Origin of the sequence: Alistipes sp. (assembly GCF_048465575.1) — a bacterium.
Classification (GTDB): domain Bacteria; phylum Bacteroidota; class Bacteroidia; order Bacteroidales; family Rikenellaceae; genus Alistipes.
Window position 1 is genome coordinate 1 of the sequence record NZ_DBFWLG010000036.1, and the last position, 19,978, is coordinate 19,978.

General features: G+C 60.9%; 15 protein-coding genes. 5 read left to right on the top strand and 10 right to left on the bottom strand.

Annotation, left to right across the window (positions count from 1 at the left end; translation table 11 throughout):
* Positions 1 to 479: 479 nt before the first annotated feature.
* Positions 480 to 1,379 carry a DMT family transporter gene (locus ACMQ11_RS09410; RefSeq protein WP_418992513.1) on the bottom strand — a complete coding sequence of 300 codons (900 nt, stop codon included), beginning with the start codon at positions 1,377 to 1,379 and terminating at the stop codon, positions 480 to 482.
* Between the two features lie 123 nt (positions 1,380 to 1,502).
* Between ACMQ11_RS09410 and ACMQ11_RS09415 the strand changes: the two genes are divergently transcribed.
* Positions 1,503 to 2,024: a ferritin-like domain-containing protein gene (locus ACMQ11_RS09415; protein WP_418992514.1), complete on the top strand. Its 522-nt coding sequence runs from the start codon at positions 1,503 to 1,505 to the stop codon at positions 2,022 to 2,024.
* Between the two features lie 59 nt (positions 2,025 to 2,083).
* Here ACMQ11_RS09415 and ACMQ11_RS09420 read toward each other — a convergent pair whose 3' ends face one another.
* Together ACMQ11_RS09420 and rpsA are read right to left on the bottom strand one after the other, a co-directional pair.
* Positions 2,084 to 2,710, bottom strand: coding sequence for a DKNYY domain-containing protein (locus ACMQ11_RS09420; protein WP_418992515.1), 627 nt, complete (start codon positions 2,708 to 2,710; stop codon positions 2,084 to 2,086).
* Positions 2,711 to 2,822: 112 nt separating this feature from the next.
* Positions 2,823 to 4,652, bottom strand: coding sequence for a 30S ribosomal protein S1 (gene rpsA, locus ACMQ11_RS09425; protein ID WP_418992516.1), 1,830 nt, complete (start codon positions 4,650 to 4,652; stop codon positions 2,823 to 2,825).
* A gap of 225 nt (positions 4,653 to 4,877) precedes the next feature.
* On the opposite strand from rpsA, the gene ACMQ11_RS09430 reads away from it, so the two are divergent.
* Entirely contained in the window at positions 4,878 to 5,462 is a 585-nt protein-coding gene (locus ACMQ11_RS09430) for a hypothetical protein (protein WP_418992517.1), read from the top strand.
* Between the two features lie 346 nt (positions 5,463 to 5,808).
* Positions 5,809 to 7,905: a KamA family radical SAM protein gene (locus ACMQ11_RS09435; protein ID WP_418992518.1), complete on the top strand. Its 2,097-nt coding sequence runs from the start codon at positions 5,809 to 5,811 to the stop codon at positions 7,903 to 7,905.
* Between the two features lie 116 nt (positions 7,906 to 8,021).
* Here the strand turns inward: ACMQ11_RS09435 and ACMQ11_RS09440 are convergent, their stop codons facing one another.
* Together ACMQ11_RS09440 and nadB are read right to left on the bottom strand one after the other, a co-directional pair.
* Positions 8,022 to 9,605, bottom strand: coding sequence for a peptide chain release factor 3 (locus ACMQ11_RS09440; protein ID WP_418992519.1), 1,584 nt, complete (start codon positions 9,603 to 9,605; stop codon positions 8,022 to 8,024).
* Between the two features lie 163 nt (positions 9,606 to 9,768).
* Positions 9,769 to 11,328 (bottom strand): L-aspartate oxidase, encoded by a 1,560-nt coding sequence (gene nadB / locus ACMQ11_RS09445; RefSeq protein WP_418992520.1) that lies wholly within the window; start codon positions 11,326 to 11,328, stop codon positions 9,769 to 9,771.
* 330 nt (positions 11,329 to 11,658) lie between these two features.
* Here nadB and ACMQ11_RS09450 point away from each other — a divergent pair, with 330 nt between their 5' ends.
* Both ACMQ11_RS09450 and ACMQ11_RS09455 read left to right on the top strand, forming a co-directional pair.
* Positions 11,659 to 13,983, top strand: coding sequence for a beta-N-acetylhexosaminidase (locus tag ACMQ11_RS09450; RefSeq protein WP_418992521.1), 2,325 nt, complete (start codon positions 11,659 to 11,661; stop codon positions 13,981 to 13,983).
* 99 nt (positions 13,984 to 14,082) lie between these two features.
* On the top strand, positions 14,083 to 15,282 hold the full coding sequence (locus ACMQ11_RS09455) for an S-adenosylmethionine:tRNA ribosyltransferase-isomerase (RefSeq protein WP_418992522.1): 1,200 nt from the start codon (positions 14,083 to 14,085) through the stop codon (positions 15,280 to 15,282).
* Positions 15,283 to 15,358: 76 nt separating this feature from the next.
* Here the strand turns inward: ACMQ11_RS09455 and ACMQ11_RS09460 are convergent, their stop codons facing one another.
* The 5 genes from ACMQ11_RS09460 to ACMQ11_RS09480 form a co-directional block, all read right to left on the bottom strand.
* A complete protein-coding gene (locus tag ACMQ11_RS09460) occupies positions 15,359 to 15,712 on the bottom strand; it encodes a hypothetical protein (protein WP_418992523.1) in 354 nt (117 codons plus the stop codon).
* Positions 15,713 to 15,722: 10 nt separating this feature from the next.
* Positions 15,723 to 16,400 carry a PKD domain-containing protein gene (locus tag ACMQ11_RS09465; RefSeq protein ID WP_418992524.1) on the bottom strand — a complete coding sequence of 226 codons (678 nt, stop codon included), beginning with the start codon at positions 16,398 to 16,400 and terminating at the stop codon, positions 15,723 to 15,725.
* 121 nt (positions 16,401 to 16,521) lie between these two features.
* Positions 16,522 to 17,202 (bottom strand): hypothetical protein, encoded by a 681-nt coding sequence (locus ACMQ11_RS09470; protein ID WP_418992525.1) that lies wholly within the window; start codon positions 17,200 to 17,202, stop codon positions 16,522 to 16,524.
* Positions 17,203 to 17,221: 19 nt separating this feature from the next.
* Positions 17,222 to 17,800: a hypothetical protein gene (locus ACMQ11_RS09475; RefSeq protein WP_418992526.1), complete on the bottom strand. Its 579-nt coding sequence runs from the start codon at positions 17,798 to 17,800 to the stop codon at positions 17,222 to 17,224.
* 815 nt (positions 17,801 to 18,615) lie between these two features.
* Entirely contained in the window at positions 18,616 to 19,812 is a 1,197-nt protein-coding gene (locus tag ACMQ11_RS09480) for a sodium:proton antiporter (protein WP_418992527.1), read from the bottom strand.
* Positions 19,813 to 19,978: the final 166 nt, after the last annotated feature.

The window sequence follows — 19,978 nt, forward strand, 5'->3', positions numbered from 1 at the left end:
AAAAATCCGGCCAAACCCTTGACATCGCCTCTTCGATGTTGTATCTTTGTTCCGTCCCCCGCCGGGCGGGCCGTCGGAACTTGCGCGCAAACTCTCTTTCATGAACGACGGCAGCTATGCATGGCACCACTTGGCGATCCCGGATAACTATTCCACTTACCGATCGGTCTTCGCAGCGAACTCCCATCCAGAGTTCCTGGTCGTACACCGGATGCGGGCTTCGCGCCTCCTCCCTTTTCTCCCCCGACAAGCCGCGGGTTGTGCACGATGAACGGAAGTCGTGTACACGGTGAAATCCTCGGTCTTGCGGCTTCGGCTCAAGAAACCGTCGCTTCGGACGGAAAACCGCGCAGGAGGTTCCGAGACTCCCGTCCAAATAGTTCAAAGGCCTACCCGGCGCCGTGATGGCGGCCCCGGGCAGGCCCTTTTTTGTGGCCGCAAGCCAACGGCCCCGACAACCTGTCAAAATGCCCCTCCCGTCATTTCGCCGTTCGCCCGGACGCGACATAGGATCGCAGCACCAGCCCGACGCCGATGAAGATCACCACGGCGAAGAGCACCGTGTCGAGGTGGAGCCTGTCCAGCCCGAGCGCCACCGTAACGGCGATGGCGAGGATGGGTTGCAGGTAGGTGTAGATGCTCGATACGGTGGGAGCCACGCTTTTGAGCGCATAGTTGAGCATCAGGTTGGGAATGTAGGTCGGTACGATCAACACGAAGAGCGCCGGAAAAAGCACGTGCCGCGCGACGTCGGCGTAATCGACGTGGAGAATGGCGTCGAAACCGATGGGCAGCATGATGGCTGCCGAGATGCAGTAGATCCACCGGAGCAGGGTGGTGATGCGGTATTTGGAGACCACGCGTTTGAACCAGACCATGTAGACCGACGAGGCCAGTGCGCTCAGGAGGATCATCAGGTTGCCCCACAGGTGGGAGTGGGTGTGCGAGGCCGACACGCCGGTCAGCACCACCGCCACCGCACCGGCCATGCCTAACAGCAGCCCGATGACTTTCAGGCGCGTGAAGCGGTCGATCCCGAGGATGACCGAAAGCAGCAGCACCAGCAGCGGGACGACGGTGTCGATGATCGAACCGTCGATGGGGGAGGTCTTCGAGAGTCCGAACATGATGAAACCCTTGCGCATCACGCCGATCAAAAGCGCGGCTCCGATCATCTTCCGCACGTCTGCGCGCTCGATCCGCTCGGCCCGCTGCCAGAGGAGCGGCACGAGCGAAATGAGGGCCGTGACGGTCAGCGAACCCGCCACCATCGCGAGGGGATGGATGTAGTGCCCGAGGACCATGTTGTAAAAGGGGTAATCCAGGGCCCAGATCACATTGCACACCAACAGGGCCAGGTGGGGTTTGAGTCTGTTCATCCGAAAAGCGTTTATCCCGCTGAGGAATCAAAAACAGTGCCTTGCGCCATGCAGATGCAGCCGGCCGGGCCTGGCATAGAAATTGCCTGCAAAAGAGTATAAAACCGATAAAAAACGACTTTTATGAACACGAAAAATCAAACCGCATCCGAATCCGCCGCTTTCCGGGAGTTCTTCATCGATCAGATCAAGGATATTTACTGGGCCGAAAAACACCTGATTTCGGGCATGAAAAAGATGAAGCGGGCCGCCACGAGCCCCAAGCTGGCCGAGGCTTTCACCAACCACATCGAGGAGTCCGAGGGGCAGATCGACCGGCTGAAAAGGGTCTTCGAGCTGCTGGGCAAGCGTGCGCAGGCCAAGCGCTGCGAAGCGATGGAGGGTATCGTCGCCGAGGCCGAAGAGGTGATCGCCGACACCGAGAAAGACACCTATACGCGCGACGCCGCGCTGATTATGGCCGCACAAAAGGCCGAGCACTACGAAATCGCCTCCTACGGCACGCTGAAATACTATGCCGAGTTGATGGGCGAGGACGAGATCAGCCGCGAGCTGGACGCCACCTTGCAGGAGGAGAAGAACACCGACTCGCTGCTCACGTGCCTTACGGAAGAGGGCGTGCGCGAAATGGCGATGGCCGATTAGTTCGTAATCCCTTGTCTATTGAAAAAAGAGCTTTCCCGATGGGAGAGCTCTTTTTTGCGTCAGAAGAGGCGCCTGTGCGGAACCCGGAACGTGGCGGGCGAGGCCCCCGAAAGTTCCTTTCCGTTGCTGAAGACTTTCCAGTTGTCCCTGGCATACCCCTGTCCGAGCGTCGTGAACGACGAGGCCGAAGCACCGGCCACGATATGACCGCGGTAAAAAACTTTCCAGGCGTCCCTCGCGTAGCCGTCTTCGAGGTATTCGAAAGTCTGAGCCGAGGCGGCCTCCAGCGCGCGGTCGCGGTAGTAGACTTTCCAAGCGTCCTTGGTGTAGCCGCCGCCGAGCGGCTGCTTCGGGTCGCCCGGCCGTGACTTTTCACCCAGGTAGTAGCTGTTCCACGCATCCCGTGCGCGCCCTTTGCCCAGGTACTCGAAAGTCCGGGCCGAGGCGCCCTCGATCGCGCGGCCGCGGTAAAAGACTTTCCAGGCGTCCTTGCCGTAGCCGCCGCCCAGATCGGTGAAAGTGGAGGCCGATGCGCCCGCGACCTCCCGATCGCGGTACCATACCGTCCAACTGTCTTTGGAATAGCCTCCGCGCTCGCTTGCGGGGTCGGGACGTTGCGGCGGGCCGGCCGCGAAAACGGGGCCGAACGCCAGGGCGAGGAGCAGGAGGAGGATCGGGTTCTTCATCGGAGCGTTTTTTTAACCAACGTAAAGGTAGGGTTATTATTTTGTTTTCCAATCCGCGACGAAAAAAGGCTGCACCGTCGGTGCAACCTTTCGCTATCGTGAAGACGGGAAATTACTCCTCGCTCTTCTCCTTTTTGGCCTTGGCCGACTTGGCTTCGGCGGCCTCCATCGCGCTCTTCAGCGCAGCCAGGCCGGCGATGTCGCCCAGGGTGGTCTTCTCGACCGAAGCGTTGATCTTCTTGACGGTCGACTTGGTGGCGTCCGCAGCAGCACGCTTCTCGGCTTTCTCGGCAGCGACCTCGGCGCGCCTGGCCTCCTCGTAGGTGCGCAGGTGCGAGAGAGTGATGCGCTTGGTGGCTTTCGAGAACTCGATCACCTTGAAAGCGAGCTTGTCGCCCACTTTCGGGGTCGTGCCGTCCTCCTTGACCAGCTGGCGTGCGGGGCAGAAGCCCTCGACGCTCTCGCTCAGGGCCACGACGGCGCCCTTGTCGGTCAGCTCGGTGATGGTGCCCTCGTGGATGGTGTCGATGGAGAAGCGGCCCTCGATCTCGTTCCAGGGGTTCTCCTCCAGCTGCTTGTGGCCCAGCGACAGACGGCGGTTGTCCTTGTCGATCTCCAGCACGACGACCTCGATGTCGGCGCCCACCGACGTGAACTCGCCGGGGTGCTTGACTTTCTTGGTCCAGCTCAGGTCCGAAATGTGGATCAGTCCGTCGATGCCCTCCTCGATCTCGACGAAGACGCCGAAATTGGTAAAGTTACGCACCTTGGCCTTGCATTTCGTACCCACGGGGTATTTGGTCTCGATAAGCTCCCACGGATCGGGCGTGAGCTGCTTGATGCCCAGCGACATTTTGCGGTCTTCGCGGTCGAGCGTCAAGATGACGGCCTCGACCTCGTCGCCGACTTTCATGAACTCCTGGGCCGAACGCAGGTGCTGGCTCCACGACATCTCCGAGACGTGGATCAGCCCCTCGACACCCGGGGCGATCTCGACGAACGCGCCGTAGTCGGCCATGACGACCACGCGGCCGCGCACCTTGTCGCCAACCTTGAGCGACTGGTCGAGGGCCTCCCACGGATGGGCGGTCAGCTGCTTCAGACCCAGCGCGATGCGCTTCTTCTGATCGTCGAAATCGAGGATCACGACCTGGATCTTCTGGTCGAGTGCAACGACCTCTTCGGGGTGGTTGACACGGCCCCACGACAGGTCGGTGATGTGGATCAGACCGTCGACACCGCCCAGGTCGACGAAGACGCCGTAGGAGGTGATGTTCTTGACCGTACCCTCGAGAATCTGGCCCTTTTCGAGTTTCGACATGATGACCTGCTTCTGCGCCTCCAATTCGGCCTCGATGAGTGCCTTGTGCGAGACGACCACGTTGCGGAACTCCTGGTTGATCTTCACCACCTTGAACTCCATGGTCTTGTCGACGTATACGTCGTAGTCGCGGATGGGCTTCACGTCGATCTGCGAGCCGGGCAGGAACGCCTCGATGCCGAACACGTCGACGATCATGCCGCCCTTGGTGCGGCACTTGATGTAGCCCTTGATGATCTCGTCCTTTTCGAGGGCCTCGTTGACGCGGTCCCACGACTTGAGCTGGCGCGCTTTCTTGTGCGAAAGCGAGAGCTGGCCGTTCTTGTCTTCGGCCGAGTCGACATAGACCTCGATCTTGTCGCCGACCTGCAGATCGGGGTTGTAGCGGAACTCCGAAATGGAGATCACGCCCTCGCTCTTGTAGCCGATGTTGACCAGCACCTCGCGCTTGGTTACGGCCGTGACGGTACCCTCGACCACCTCGCCGACGTTGACGTTCGAAAGCGTCTTGTCATAGGCTTCGGCGATCTCCTCTTTGGGCTGATCGTAGACGCCCAGGTCGTTTTCGTAGGCGTTCCAGTCGAAATCCGCGTTGGCGACTACGTTCTTCGTTTCTTCCATGTGGAAAATTGTTTGCGATACAATCGCTCGTTAAATGTTAATAATGAATAGTTTATCCCTTTCGAACTGCGCTTCGTGCGCATTCGCAGGGGCTACAAAGGTAACTCTTTTCGAGGAATTTGCAAAAAAATAACAGAATCTGTGCGGGAATCGGGAATTATGCTTATTTTTGCGACTAAAATAAATATTAAATTGAATCAAATGCAATATATAATAGACTAAATGATGAAAAGAATCCGATTCGAGATCGAGAGCGACGGGCCGCTGTTGCAGCACGACGACAAGGCGGCCAATCCGTTCAATGAGTATGCCAAACGGCTGAAAGTCCTCTCGACCAAAGGGGTAAGGGGCGAAGAGGAGCTGATGGAAGCGGCGCGCACGGAGTGGATGGCCGCCCTCTACCACTCGCCCGAGCGGGGCTATTTCCTCAAGGCGGCCTGTTTCGAGGGGGCCCTCGCCGAAGCGGCCGGGGCGCGCAGGCGGGGCAAGGTATTCCGCGAGGCGGTGCGCGTGGCGGACGATCCGGCGCTGCGGTTCAAGCACGAAAAACTCGCGCCCGAGGGGTTGTTCCTCCGGGAGGAGTACAAGGATTTTCGGACCGTGAAGAGGCGGGGCGAGCGGATTCTGCGCTGCCGGCCGATCTTCAGGCAGTGGAGCTGCCGGGTCGAGGTGTGGTACGATCCGTCCCGGCTGCACGGGCAGGAGGTCGTCGAGGCGATGGAGTATGCGGGCCGCTACATCGGGCTGTGCGACTACCGGCCCCGATACGGGCGGTTCGCGGTGACGGGCGTGGAGCACCCCGAAGAGTAGACAACGGGACGGGATAGGGCGCGGTGCGGTGCCGCGGGGCGTGGTCGGGTAGGGTGAAACGGAACATGGCAGGGCAGGGCGCGGCTCGGTTTTTCCGGGATGCGGCAGCAGGAGCTGTTGTTTTGCGGGAGAACGCGGGCCGGAAAGAGACGGAACGTCGGGCAGGAAACCGGCTGCGGACAAACAAAATGCGAGAAATTTGCAGGATAGTTTGGAATTGTGGCGGATTTTGACGAAATTATCGCGCAAGGTTCCGGTGCAGTGCCGGGCCGAAGCGGGGGATCGCAGGCGCCGGACAGTCCGGATGCGCGGAGCGGTCTTGCCCAATGAAAAATACCATCTATCCATGAAACAGCGAAAAATACTTGCCTACACCCTCTCGCAGCTTGCGCAGCTCTACGGCCGGGAGTTTCCGGCGCTGAAAACGGCGGCGTTCGAGAGCGCGTCGCCCGGCGAATTCCGCCGCCGGCTGAAATATTATGTCGCCGAGCGGGCCGCGAACGCCGAGGCGGCGGAGGCGATGCGCGAGCTGATCGCCTCGGACGGACAGCAGATCGACGAACTCTCGACCGGGGAGCGGATGACGGTCGAAACTTTCGCCCTCCTGTGGCACTTTCTGCGCGGCACGCTGGAGAATCCCGAAATGCCCACCGATCTGTTCGTCGATCTCTACTGGCTGTTCCGCCGGCTGGAGGGGCCCGGACCGGCGGCCCCCTCGGCGCAGCGCGTGCGCAGCCGGATGGAGCGCTGGCCCTCGGGGTTGGACGCCGCCGTGCGGGAGGTGCGGGCCGAAAACCGCGAGCGGATGCTCCACCTCCTTATCCAGAAGATCGAGAGCCGCCCCTCGAAGATCGCCTCGCGCTTCCGCTTCGAGCCCGGAATGTCGTACGACGAGAAATACGCCCGGGTGGCGGCGTGGTGGTCGGATTTCCGCTTCCAGCTCGCCATGGCCGTGAAGAGCCCCGCGGAGTTGAACCGCCTGCTGGGCGGGACGCTTTCGCCCGAGACCATGTACCTGCTTTCGAAAGCCCGCAAGAAAGGGATGCCCTTTTTCGCCACGCCCTACTACCTCTCGCTGCTGGATGCCGCGGGCGGAAACTACGACGACCGGGCCGTTCGCAGCTACATCCTCTACTCGCCGCAGCTGGTCGAAGCCTACGGCACGATCCGGGCCTGGGAAAAGGAGGATGCGGTCGAAGCCGGTAAACCCAACGCCGCGGGGTGGCTGCTGCCCGACGGACGCAATATCCACCGCCGCTATCCGGAGGTAGCCATCCTGATCCCCGATACGATGGGACGCGCCTGCGGCGGGTTGTGCGCCTCGTGTCAGCGGATGTACGATTTCCAGAGCCAGCGACTCAATTTCGAGTTCGAGGAGCTGCGGCCCCGGGAGTCGTGGGAGCACAAGTTAGGGCGGCTGATGGCCTATTTCGAGCAGGACACCCAGCTGCGCGACCTGCTTATCACCGGAGGCGACGCGCTGATGAGCCAGAACAAGACCCTCCGCAACCTGCTCGATGCCGTCTGCCGCATGGCCGCACGCAAGCGGCGGGCCAACCGCGAGCGGCCGGAGGGCGAGAAATACGCCGAGTTGCAGCGCGTCCGGCTCGGGTCGCGCCTGCCGGCCTACCTGCCGATGCGCGTGGATGACGAGTTGGTCGAGATTCTCCGCGAGTTCCGCGAAAAGGCTTCGGCGGTCGGGGTCGGGCAGTTCATCCTCCAGACCCATTTCCAGTCGCCGTTAGAGGTGACGCCCGAGGCTGCGGAGGCCATCCGCAAGATTCTCTCGGCGGGATGGCTGGTGACCAACCAGCTCGTATTTACGGTGGCCGCATCGCGCCGCGGGCATACGGCGCGCCTGAGGCAGGTGTTGAACTCGCTCGGGGTGCTCTGCTACTACACGTTCACGGTCAAGGGGTTCGACGAAAACCGCGCCGTATTCACGCCCAACAGCCGGTCGATCGAGGAGCAGCACGAGGAGAAAATCTGCGGACGGCTCACAGCGGAGCAGTCGGCCGAACTGGCCGCGCTGGTGGCCGACGGACGCGATACGGCCGAGAAGATCCGCCGGTTCATGCGGCGGCACCGGCTGCCCTTTCTTGCGACCGACCGCAGCGTGATGAACCTGCCGGGGATCGGCAAGAGCATGACGTTCCGCGTCGTGGGCATGACGGCCGGGGGACGGCGCATCCTGCGGTTCGACCACGACCCCACGCGGCGCCACAGCCCGGCGATCGACCGCATGGGGGCGATCCATATCGTCGAGAACAAGTCGGTGGCGGCCTACCTGCGCCAGCTGGCGCAGATGGGCGAGGATCCGGAGGAGTACGCGACCGTGTGGGAGTACATGCGCGGGGAGACCGAGCCGCGCTTCGGGCTCTACGACTACCCCGTGCTGCCGTTCGTAAAGACCGACCGGGTGAGCAACCTGGAGCTCAAGTAGGGATTCACCGCGGGAAAACGAGCGCGCCGGGGCATCGGGCTCCGGCGCGTTTTGTGCGTGCCGACGAGCGGCGGACTGCGGCGCGCTATGTTTTCACGGTGGCTACTGCGGTGCGGTCAGAACTCCGAGGTGAAATGGAAGCGGATGTGCTTGAAATTCTCCTGCGCGAGCGCCAGGGCGTAGCTCGTGTCGGCCAGAAAGACATCGCGGCCGTGCTTGTCCACGGCCATGTTCGTGTGCTTGCGGCGCTTGAAATCGCTCAGTTGGGCTGCGTCGTCGCTCTCGATCCAGCACGCCTTGTAGATCGAGATCGGCTCCCAGCGGCACGAGGCGTTGTATTCGTGTTCGAGCCGGTACTGGATGACCTCGAACTGGAGCGCGCCGACCGTGCCGATGATCTTGCGGCCGTTGAGCGAGGAGGTGAAGAGCTGCGCTACGCCCTCGTCCATCAGCTGGTCGACACCCTTGGCCAGCTGCTTGAATTTCAGCGGGTCGGCATTCTCGATGTAGCGGAACTGCTCGGGAGCGAACGAGGGGATGCCCGTGAAGCGGAGACGCTCCCCCTCTGTGAACGTGTCGCCGATCTTGAAATTGCCCGTGTCGTGCAGGCCCACGATGTCGCCCGGGTAGGCCGTGTCGATGACCGATTTCTTCTCGGCCATGAAAGCCGTGGGCGAGGAGAACTTGAGCTGTTTGCCGCTGCGGACGTGGAGGTAGTTGCGGTTGCGCTCGAACACCCCCGAACAGATCTTCAGAAAGGCGATTCGGTCGCGGTGGTTGGGGTCCATGTTGGCGTGTATCTTGAAGATGAAGCCCGTCATTTTCTCCTCGGCGGGTTCCACCGTGCGCGTCACGGTCGGGGCCGGGCGCGGCGAGGGGGCGATCCGCACGAAGCAGTCCAGAAGCTCGCGCACGCCGAAATTGTTGACCGCCGAGCCGAAAAACACCGGGGCCAGCTCGCCCCTGAGGTAAGCCTCGCGGTCGAACGCATCGTAGACCCCCTCGACCAGCTCGACGTCGGAGCGCAGCTGGGCGGCCAGCTTTTCGCCCACGCGGCTGTCGAGCGTCGCATCCGAAAGGTCGGCGATCTCGACGGTCGAGGCGTCGGCAGTCAGCTTCTCTTCGGAGGTGAACAGCGACAAGTTCTTTTCGTACAGGTTGTAGACGCCTTTGAACGTCGGGCCGTTGGAGATGGGGAACGCCAGCGGCCGCACGCGGATGTGCAGCTCGCGCTCGACCTCGTCCAGGAGGTCGAACGGCTCCTTGGAGGGGCGGTCGAGCTTGTTGATGAAGACGATCACGGGGGTCTGGCGCATGCGGCATACCTCCATCAGTTTGCGCGTCTGCGCCTCGACGCCCTTGGCGCCGTCGATGACGATGATGACCGAGTCGACGGCCGTGAGCGTGCGGTAGGTGTCCTCGGCGAAATCCTCGTGGCCCGGAGTGTCGAGGATGTTGATCTTGCAGTCGCGGTATTCGAAGCCCATCACGGAGGTGGCCACCGAGATGCCGCGCTGGCGCTCGATCTCCATGAAATCGGACGTGGCGCCTTTCTTGATCTTGTTGCTCTTGACGGCCCCGGCCACGTGGATGGCGCCGCCGAAAAGGAGCAATTTTTCGGTCAGGGTCGTCTTGCCCGCGTCGGGGTGGGCGATGACCGCAAAGGTGCGGCGGCGGGCAATCTCTTCTTGTAAAGACATACTGCGTAATTAAGAATTAAAAATTAAGAATTAAAATTGGCCTCTTCGGCGAGAGAAAAGAGACGGGTCGTGGATATGCGTTATCGAAAGACCTGCGCTTCGGACGGGTTGCCGGTAAATCCCATTTTTTACTTTTTCATTCTTAATTTTTAATATGTGCGGATTATCCCTCTTTGGGATAATCCGCATTGTAGTGGCACCCCACGGACTCTTTCAGTTCGCGGCCCTGCTTGATGACCAGGTAGGCCACGGCGATCATGTTCCGCAGCTCGCACAGCTCGCGGTTGGGCTTGGTCTTGTTGTAGAGTTCCTCGGTCTCCTCGTAGAGGATTTCGAGACGCCGCATGGCGCGCTTCAGGGAGAGGTTCGAGCGCACGATGCCCACGTAGTTGGACATGATCTGCTGCACCTCGCGCTTCGACTGGATCAGCATCAGCATCTCCTCGGTGTGCTGCGTGCCCTCGAAATCCCAGTCGGGGATGCCCTCCTGAATCTGCACCCGGTCGAGCTCGGAGGCGGCGTGGCGCGCGGCCCGGTCGGCGTAGACCACGGCCTCGATAAGCGAATTGGATGCCAGCCTGTTGGCGCCGTGCAGGCCCGTGCAGGCCGTTTCGCCCAGGGCGTAGAGCCGCTGGATGGAGGTTCGGCCGTCGGTGTCGACCTTTACCCCGCCGCAGCAGTAGTGGGCCGCGGGGGTGACGGGAATCCAGTCGCGCGTGATGTCGATGCCGATCGAGAGGCATTTTTCGTAGATATTGGGAAAATGGCTGCGGATGGCCTCCGGGTCCTTGTGCGTAACGTCGAGGTAGACGAAATCCTCGCCCCGGCGCGTCATTTCGCGGTAGATGGCCCGGGCCACCACGTCGCGCGGAGCCAGCGATTTCATCGGATGGTAGTGATCCATGAACTCCTCGCCCGATTGCAGGCGCAGGATGGCCCCGAAGCCGCGCATGGCCTCGGTGATGAGGAAGTTGGGCTTCTCGGCGGGGTTGTAGAGCGTGGTGGGGTGGAACTGGATGAACTCCATGTTCTCGGTGATGGCCTTGGCGCGGTGGCACATGGCGATGCCGTCGCCCGTGGCCACGACCGGGTTGGAGGTCGTGGAGTAGATGTTGCCGCAGCCTCCGGTGGCGACGATCGTGAATTTCGAGAGCACGGTGACGATCTCGCGCGTCCGCTCGTCGAGGACGTAGGCTCCGAATGCGGCCAGGCCCCGCGTGTGGCGCGTGACGAACTCGCCGAGGTGGTGCTGCGTCAAGAGGTCGATGGCGAAATGGTGCTCCAGGACGGTGATGTTCGGGTGGCGGCGGACCGATTCGATGAGCGCGCGTTCGATCTCGGCGCCCGTGAGGTCCTGGTGATGGAGGATGCGGTGCTCGGTGTGGCCGCCCTCGCGGTTCAATTCGAAGCGGCCGTCGGGGGTCTTGTCGAAGCGCGTGCCCCAGTCGATCAGGTCGGCGATCAGCTCGGGGGCGTGCCGTACGACCAGCTCCACGGCCCGCTCGTCGCACTTGCCCGCACCGCAGACCAGCGTGTCGCGGATGTGCTTCTCAAACGAGTCGGGGGCGTAGGTCACCGAGCAGATGCCGCCCTGCGCGTAGTTGGTGTTGCATTCGGCCATCTCGCCTTTGGTGACCACGGTGACGTGGCCGCGGGAGGCGGCTTTCAGCGCGAACGAAAGTCCCGCGGCGCCGGAACCGATAACCAGAAAGTCGGTTTTCATAATTCTCAACAAGAGCAGAGACGCATTCGGGCTGTACGTAATAGCGACATCCCTCGATACGAAATCCGTCTCTGCTCTTGTCGAGGGGGACTGCGTCCCCGATTTCGTATCGACAATCCCTCTAAATCTCCCTTTGAGAAGGGAGACTTTGTGCTTTTTCAGAGTGAGCGCCGCAAAGTTACGAATAATTGGCCGATATTTCCATCCCGCGGGAACAAAAAAACGGATGGCGGCACCCCGGCGTATGACCGGGATGAGGAAAAAATCGGGGCGGGCCGAGGAAGATCGGGAAATTTTGCTACTTTTGCTTTTCGAACCAACCACCGGCTTATGAAAAAAATACTGCTGATCCTTGCCTCGGGCGTCGCGCTGGCCGCCTGCGGCGACTCGGCACGTCCCGTTGCGATCGTGCCCTATCCCAACTCGATCCAAACCCGCTCCGGCGTCTTCGACGTCCGCGGCCGGACCGTTGCGTGCGACAGCCGCGCCGACGAGCGCACGCAGCGCGCCGCATCCGAATTCGCCCGGCAGGTCGCCGCTGCCAGCAGCGCCGAAAATCCGTTCGTCGTGACCGACGAGCTGCCCGCCAGGGGGATTCGCTTCGAACTGTGCGACACGCTGCCAGAGGAGGCGTACCGGCTCGACATTACGCGCCGTGCGGTGACGGTCCGCGCCTCCGCTTTTCCGGGTTTCTTCCACGCCGTTCAAACGCTGAAGCAGCTGCTGCCGGCGGCCGTGTTCGGCGGGGAGTCGGACCCCGGCGCGGAGTGGACGCTGCCGTGTCTGGAGATCGCCGACGCGCCGCGCTTCGCCTACCGCGGGATGCACCTCGACGTGTCGCGCCATTTCTTCGGGGTCGAGGAGGTCAAGCGCTACATCGACCTCTTGGCCCTGCACAAGCTCAACCGCCTGCACTGGCACCTGACCGATGACCAGGGGTGGCGGATCGAGATTCGCCGCTACCCCGAGCTGACCGAAATCGGCAGCATCCGCCCCAAGACGATGATCCGCAAGGAGTGGGACAACTACGATACGACGCCCTACGGCGGATATTATACGCAGGACCAGATTCGTGAGGTAGTGGCCTATGCCGCCGACCGGGCCATCGAGGTGATCCCCGAGATCGACCTGCCGGGCCACATGCTCGCGGCGCTGGCGGCTTACCCGCAGCTGGGGTGTACGGGCGGTCCCTACACCGTCTGGGGGCAGTGGGGCGTGGCCGACGACGTGCTTTGCGCCGGACGCGAGGAGACGTTCGAATTCATCGAGGGGGTCCTTGCGGAGGTGATCGAACTCTTCCCCTCGCCGCTGATCCACATCGGCGGCGACGAGTGCCCGAAGGTGCGCTGGGAACGGTGTCCCCGCTGCCAGGCCCGCATCCGGCAGCTGGGGCTCAAAGACGACGTGCAGCACACGGCCGAACACTACCTCCAGAGCTACGTCATGGCCCGCGTCGGAGAGTTCCTCGCGCGCAACGGACGACGGATCATCGGCTGGGATGAGATCCTCGAGGGCGAGGCGCCCGCCGACGCCACGATCATGTCGTGGCGCGGCGACGAGGGCGGCGTGGCGGCTGCCAGGCAGGGGCACGAGGTGGTGATGACCCCTACGAGCCATTTCTATTTCGACTACTACCAGTCGCTCGATACCGAAAACGAGCCGTTCGGAATCGGCGGCTACGTGCCCGTCGAACAGGTCTACTCCTACGAGCCGCCTTTCGGGGAGCTCACGCCCGAGGAGCGGCAGCGCATCGTCGGCGTGCAGGCGAACCTCTGGACCGAGTACATCGCTTCGAACGAACACCTCGAATACATGCTGCTGCCGCGTCTGGCGGCCCTGAGCGAGGTGCAGTGGTGCCGGCCCGGAGTGCGCGACTGGCAGCGTTTCGCGGCCAATTTCCCGCTGGCTCCGATCTACCGGGCGATGGGGTGCAATTTCGCCCGCCACTTGTTCGGCGTGACGGGGGCGTGCGAGGTGGATACGGACGAGCACTGCCTGAGAATGACCCTCTCGACGCAGGGCGATGCACCGATCCGCTACACCACGGACGGCTCGGACCCCGCTCTGGCGGGAACGCCCTACACCGGCCCGGTCCGGATCGCCAAGAGCTGCCGCTTCCGGGCCGCGGCCCTGCGCGACGATGTGGAGGGGCCGCAGTACGAGCGGGAGTTCGCTTTCAGCAAGTCCACGGCCCGCCACGCCGTGCTCAATACCTCTCCGACGCCCAAATACACCTACGGCGGGGCGTCGCTGCTCGTAGACGGCTACTGCGGAGTTCCGGTCTACGCCAACGGGGCGTGGGTGGGCTTCATGCGGGAGCCACTGGACGCGACGATCGACATGCAGGGCGCCGGGCCCTATGAAGCGGTCGAACTGGAGACCCTCGTGCAGCGGGGCGAGTGGATCTTCCCGCCCGCACGGATCGAGGTGCTGACCTCGGACGACGGAACGGAGTTCGTAGCGGCCGGGTCGCTCGACGTGGCGGAGGAGCCGGCCGAAGCCGAGAACGGCATACGCCGCTACACGGTGCGCTTCCCTGCGACCGAAGCCCCGTTCCTGCGCGTGGTGGCCCGGACGGTCGCGCGGATGCCGGCCTGGCACCCGGCTGCCGGGCTGCCGGGGCACCTGTTCGTGGGAGAGATCGCCGTGAATTAGGGCGGATGGTACGCCTTGGGGCTGCGCGGCAGGAGGCCGCGCGGCCCTTTTTGCGCGAGAATGGGATCGGATGGTGAAAAAATATGTAATTTTGCGGCCATGATCGACATCAGACAATACGACTACGACCTGCCCGAGGAGCGGATCGCCAAGTTTCCGCTCGCGGAGCGCAGCGCCTCGAAGCTGCTCGTCTACCGTGCCGGTGAGATTACGGAGCGGCATTTCGCCGATCTGGGCGACGTGCTGCCCGTGGGACAGCTCGTGGTCTTCAACAACACGCGGGTCATCCGCGCGCGGATCATCATGCACAAGCCCACGGGGGCCCGCGTCGAGGTGTTCTGCCTCGAGCCGCACGACCCGGCCGACTACGAGCGGGCGTTCGCCGTGCGGGGCGCGTGCGAATGGTCGTGCATCGTGGGCAACCTCAAAAAGTGGAAAGAGGGGGACGTGCAGATCGAATTTCGCGTCGGGGAGCGTGACGAAAAGCTGCGGGCCCGGATCGTCCGTCGCGGCGGCCGCGAGCAGACGGTGCGTTTCGAGTGGACGGCGCCGATGACTTTCGGCGAGCTGCTGGAACACCTGGGGCGCATACCGATTCCGCCCTACCTCAACCGCGAGAGCGAGGAGATCGACAACACGCGCTACCAGACGGTCTACTCCCGGTTCGAGGGTTCGGTGGCCGCGCCGACGGCGGGGCTGCATTTCACGTCCGAGCTGATCGAGGGGATGCGGCTGCGCGGATTCGCGTTCGAGGAGGTGACGCTCCACGTGGGAGCGGGGACCTTTCTGCCGGTCAAGGAGCAGGACGCGACGCGCCACGCGATGCACACCGAGCATTTCGAGGTGCGCCGCCGGACGGTCGGGGCGCTGCTCTCGAAATGGGGCGCGATCACGGCGGTCGGGACTACCTCGGTCCGTACGCTCGAATCTTTGACGGCGCTGGCGTGGCGCATCCGCACGACGGGTTCGCCCGACGCGGAGCGCGCGGTAGGGCAGTGGGAACTCTACGACATTCCGTCCGCTTTCACGGGCCGCGAAGCGCTGGAGGTGCTGCTCGGGTACATGGAGCGCGAGGGGCTCGATGCACTGAAAGCCTCCACGCAGATCATGATCACCCCCGAGGGGTACGAATTCCGGATCGTAACGAATATCGTCACCAATTTCCACCAGCCCGCGTCGACGCTGCTGCTCCTGGTGTCTGCCTATGCGGGCGACGATTGGCGGCGCATCTACGACTATGCCTTGGGGCACGATTTCCGTTTTCTGAGCTACGGCGACTCGTCGGTGCTGATGCGGTAGGCGGGGCCGCGCGAAGACGCATCGAGGGCGGAACCGCAACGGTTCCGCCCTCGATGCAAATAATCGTTTGTGGTTGTCAAAGATTAAAATAATAGGTGATGGAAAGCGGTTTGGCACAATAGCGATAAAGCTTCTTGGGGTCTCTCCCAGTATAAGAGGAGTTATAGGTCGAATTTTTTGAGCAGATGGCATAATTCTTCGATTTACCGACCGTGGCATAAAAATCACTCCCTTTTCTGTAAATTTTCAAAGTCGCGGAGGTAACGGCAGCGGTACTTCCGGCATACCCAGTGATTGTTTTCACATAGGTATATTCGTTTGCAGGATTTGAATTTTCGGTGCCGGGTTCTATCCTCTCGGAATTTTCCGAACAACCGGTAAATGTAATAGATGCCGATAGGCAAAGCAGGATAGTAAGAATTTTTTTCATGATCTGCAAATTAATAGGAGAGCGAAATCTTTTTTTCAGCGCCGAAGACATCCCCATAGGTATGACCCCCGGGTTTGACCGCATAGGCTTGGTAGGTCAGCGTCTCGCTTCTGTTGTTGGTATAATGCTTTACCTCGAGCGTGGATATTCCGTCGGATTTTGCATCCCAAGAACTGTATGTCGTATTGGTCCTCAATCCCCATTTGGATGCCGATTTGTAGCCGTAATAGGAGTTCTTAATCTTGATGGTAAATTCGTATTTGTATGTTTTGCCGTTGACCAACTTGCCTGACGAATAGTATTTCTTTCCGGCGAGAGTCGCAGAAATGGTCGTTAATTCGATCGTTTTGCTGGTAACTTTTATTAGCTTGGCAGTTTTATGGTAGGCCGTTCCGTTGTATGCAGTCAGGGACGCGGAGAAAGAGCCGTATTCCGAATAGGTGTGCGTGGGGCTTTCTTCGGTGGAAACCGAGCCGTCACCGAAATTCCATTCGTATCTTTCTGCATCGGATGACGTGTTGGAAAAGGTGACCGGGGAACCGTTATAAGGTTCATCCTCTGAAACCGAGAACGAAGCCTTGGGAGTGGATCCTTTCCCACCGTATCCACTATCATCCGCATCCTCTGAGCAACCCGATAATCCGCAGCATACCAATGCGCAAAGAAATATGGTTTTTGTTTTTTTCATTTACCTCGTGTGATTATGGTTTTCGCTAAACGTCTGAGTGCCTTTTACTGTCTGCGCAATCGCCCGGTGAAAGGGCGATTGCGCAGAACAATAAAAAGATGATTATTCACGGTGCGGTACCTCAAAATTTGAGTCCGACCTTGACGAAGAAGGAGTTGATGCCGGCCTTTTCGCTCTCCTCGTCGCCGCGGTAGCTCTCCGTGAATTTCAGACCCTGGTGCTGGATGCCGAAGCCGAAATTGAGCCTTTTGTAGGTGAAGCCCAGCCCGTACTCGGCGTAGAAACCTCCTTTGAGTTTCTGTTCGACCCTACCGTCGTCCTCGCTCCACGAATCGTCCATCGAGGAGGTGGCGCAGAAACTGCCGCCGAAGCTCAGAGAGAGGTAGGGTGCGAAATGTTCCGTGACGGGGTAGCTGCCCTTGAGGTTGAGGAAGACGGGAATCATCAGCGTGTTCCACTTGTCGGACTCCTCCGAGTCGGGCGAGATTTTGCCCAGGGCATACTGCACGCTTACGCCCAGACCGGCGTACATGTAGTCGTTGAACCGGACGCCGTGTACGGTCTCGATGAACGGACGCGAGTAGTTGGTCTTCTCCTTGTCGCCGCCATCGGCCCATTTGAGCTTGCCGCCCGTGGCGAAACCGAGGTTCAGCTCGCCCTCGTAGCGGGGATCGAACCACTTGTTCGTGGAGATGTTGCGCGTCTTCTCGCGCGTGATGGTCGTGCTGGTGATTTTCTGACCGAAAGAGGTCAGGGGTGCGCACAGGACGAGTGCCAGTGCGAGGGTCGTGATTTTTTTCATGGTTTGGATGATTTGCTTGTTATTGTTTGGTGTTGGAAGCCGCTGTGTTTTTGAGAATATCCTGCACTTTCTCGATGTTGACGTAGATGTGCTGGTCGCCGTCGCGCATCTGGCCCAGGCTGTACATGTGTTTGATCCAGATGTCCTCTTTCTTCGTGGGCTGGAAATCGGTGTACTTGCCGGGGTAACCCTGCATCTGCACGTGGATGGTGTAGGTGTAGACCTCGCCCGAGACGTCGGGTTCGCCCGTGGTCTTCAGCGAGCAGAGCGAGCAGACGATCATGTCGGCCTTTTCCTGCTGCGTGAAATCGAAGAGCGCCTGCGCCTGGATGGCCTCCACGGAGGCGAAACCCTTGTTGCGGCCCGTCGGATCGACGATCAGCGGATAGTCCCTTTCGAAATAGGCCCGCTCGGCCGTGACGGCTACCTGGGCCGTGACGGGTGCGATCAGCATTTCGTGCGAGGCTCCGAGGTTGACGGCTTCGGTCTGGTTGAATGAGATTTTTTCTTCGGCTTTCTGGCGCTTGACCTGGGCCGACACGCTGCCGCTGCCGCAGATGAGGGCGGCGGCGAAAAAGAATAAGGCTATTCTTTTCATGACGAGATGTTTGGGTACATCCCGGCTCCGCGAATGTGATTTATTAAAAAAGAAAGTGTGGAGCCGTTCGTTTATCTGACGGGAGGTTCTGGAATACCTTAGGACAAATAAACAATACCCCACACTTGTACAGCATGGGGTGCAAGATGCAACCCGCATGCCGATACAAGTGATGAGTGTTGTCGTTTACCTTGCCCTACGAAAAATTTTCCAGATTTCCCGTCAAGGATAAAAGCGAAACACTTTCATCAATATGTCTTGCCGCCCTGAGACGACACGACAAAGGTAAAAAATGTTTTGCAAAACGCAACACCCGCGGGGTATCGAACGACAAATTAAGGCTATTTTTTATTGAAAATCAAGATTGAATACCGATTTTTTCTGTTTTAATTTGGCCCTTTCCGTCCACCGGGTGCAGGCGGAGAGGCGCTGGGCGCGGACGAATAGGAGGTATGCAAGATGGAAAGGTGGCGGGATGGAGGTGGGTCGGCGGGGTAATGGGAGGGAGTATTTGCCGAGACGAGACGGAGAGTCTGCGGGTGCGGACGGAGAGGCGCTGGGCGCGGATAAAGAGGAGGTACGCAAGATGGAAAGGCAGCAGGATGGAGGCGTTTGTCGGCGGGGTAATGGGAGGAGGTATTTGCCGAGACGAGACGGAGAGTTTGCGGGTGCGGGCGGAGAGGCGCTGTGCGCGGATGAATAGGAGGGATGGAGGCGTGTTGGCGCGGGACTGAAGAGGGTATGTCGTGACAGGGCGAAGATAAAGGAAGCATCCGACCGTCGGATGCTTCTTTTGGGACATAGAAGCGGCCCGGTCAGGCTGCCGAAGCGTCGGCCTCCTCCTGAGCGGGGTTGTAGCTGCGCAGCGCCAGGCGGCGGACCCAGAGGACGAAAATTCCCGTCAGGACGAGGTTCAGGACCAGCGTGAGCACCGAAATCAGCAGCGCCGGGCCGCCCAGGTTGTAGCCCAGGGCGATGAAGATGACGCCGGCACCCACCTCGCCGCGCGTGAACATGCCGATCGAGAGGGCCAGCCGTTCGCTCAGGAGGCGGTCGCGGTAGAAGAAGAGCGGGACCAGCTTGCCCAGGTTCGAGAGCGCCGAGACGGCCACCACGTGCAGCAGCAGCGTGCCCCACGGCATCATCGGCTGCGAAGCGGTGACAGAACCCGGGTCGGAGGAGCCGCCGTCGCCGATGAGCGGCATGCTCAGCCCCACGAGCAGCATGAACAGAAACGAGATACCCGTCGTGGCGCGCCGTTCGCCCGCCGAGTCGGTGTGGCGGTGGCGCATGAGCATCCCCACGACAAAGGCCGGAAGCAGCACCTCGATGTGGATGCTTTCGTCGGGTCCGTAGAGGCTCTTGGTGACCACATATATCAATTGAGTGGCAGCGCACACCACCACGGCCCAGCCCAGGATGGCCGGCCACTCCTGGCGGGCGTTCCACCGCCCCTGCCACCGCCAGCCGACCGCCAGAAGCACGACGACCACGGCCAGCAGCGCGCCCATCTGCCATTTCAGACCGATCATCAGCACTTGCAGGGGGATCATCAAGAGGATGGTGTCCAGGTCGTCGAAGATGGCAAGGACCTGAATCTTGCGGTAGATCCAGCTGCGCTTGAGTTGCAGCGCCGCCAGCATCGTGAAGAGGATGCCCGCGGAGGTGGGGGCGGCGAAGCGGCTCAGCAGCAGGTTCTCTTTCCACGCCTCGGGGCTGCTCCACAGCGATTCGGGCAGCAGGACAAAAATATAATAGACCACGATCAGCAGCCACGGAAGCGCCGCGGTGGCCATGGCGATGAAATAGTCGGCCGTGTAGCTCCGCCAGCGCGACTTGTCGATCTCGAACTCGCGGCCGACGTTGATCATGATGAATGCCAGCGCGACGTAGAGCAACGTGTCGGTGTAGGTTTTCAGCGAGGCGTAGGCTTCGCCCAGCACGCCCGGGAGCAGCTGGGACAGGACGAGGCCCAGCAGGAGGAAAAACGAGAACGAAAGGATCTTTCGCATTGACGGAATGTAGTTTACGTGGTTTGTACGCGCAACTTGCGGCGCCAAGATAGTGATTTGTCCCCGATTCTGAAAATCGCGTGCCGCAATCGTGAAAAAAATAACAGCTCCCGGCGGCAATTCACAATAATTTTGTACCTTTGCACCGGAAAATGCGAAAAAAAGA